A 977-nucleotide genomic window follows, 5' to 3' on the forward strand; every position below is an offset into this window, starting at 1 on the left:
AACAAGTTAGTCATTCTTCCTAAGAACAAGCTTCCTTTTCCTATTAACATAAAGTTATTTAATTTTCCTGCCATTATATGCTCAATGCCATGACCAATTATAGGCACTCCTGATGGTATATGGCCTTGTGTTGGTGCATATCCAGGGTATCCATGCTTTACAACAAAATTTGCTAACTCTTTTCTCTCTAATTGTCCGCTCTTTACAGCAAGCGCTCCTATCATCTTATAGTTTTGAGTTGGAACATCTCCTGCTCCTGCTGGTTCTGTTAAATCTGGAGTTTGCATTTCTGGAGCAAATTTATCTACATCGGTAATTTTTAGTCCATTCTTACTTAATGGATCTGAAACCAATGCTTCCAAAACTGCTTGTGGTGCAGCACCATGTCCAATGCTGTGTCTTCCTATTACATCTGTCCTTAATATTGGACTTACACCATCATTTTCAGATATTAGTATTGCAAATCCTCCTAAGCAATCTTCTAAAACAGGTAATCCCTTTTTAACATGATCTTTACCATTCATTCCAAGCTTAGCAGTAGCTCCACCAGCAAAAACTATTACATTTTTATAAATTCCAGCTTTAACCAATGCTGCTGCTGCAACTATTGAGTGTGAAGGGCCAGCACAAAAGCCTCTCATATCTGAGCCTGTAGCACCTTTAATTCCTGCAATTTCGCCACAAGCCTTAGCTATGTTTCCGCCGCCTCTCTGATTCATATCACCTATAGCTTCTTCTGAACATTCAATTAGATATTCTACCTCATTAACATCTACTCCTGAATTCTTTACTAGATGCATTAATGCAAGAACTCCTGAAGCCTTAACAGCTAAATTTTCAACAATTATATGTGAAGTTAAATTTTTATCAAATTCATGTGCTCTTTTTACACAACCAACAAGCTTGCCATTATCATATAACCCTTCAGCTATATGATTTTCTATTAGCTTCTCTATTTCAGGCAAGTCTATTCCTTC

Annotated in this window: 1 protein-coding gene; it reads right to left on the reverse strand. The window is 37.1% G+C overall.

All coding sequences use genetic code 11. From position 1 onward, the window contains the following. Positions 1-977: glycine/sarcosine/betaine reductase complex component C subunit beta (gene grdC / locus EG57_RS0224920; protein WP_032079776.1), on the reverse strand; the 977-nt coding region annotated here is incomplete at both ends.

The organism is Clostridium drakei (genome assembly GCF_000633595.2).
GTDB classification, from domain to species: domain Bacteria; phylum Bacillota; class Clostridia; order Clostridiales; family Clostridiaceae; genus Clostridium_AM; species Clostridium_AM drakei.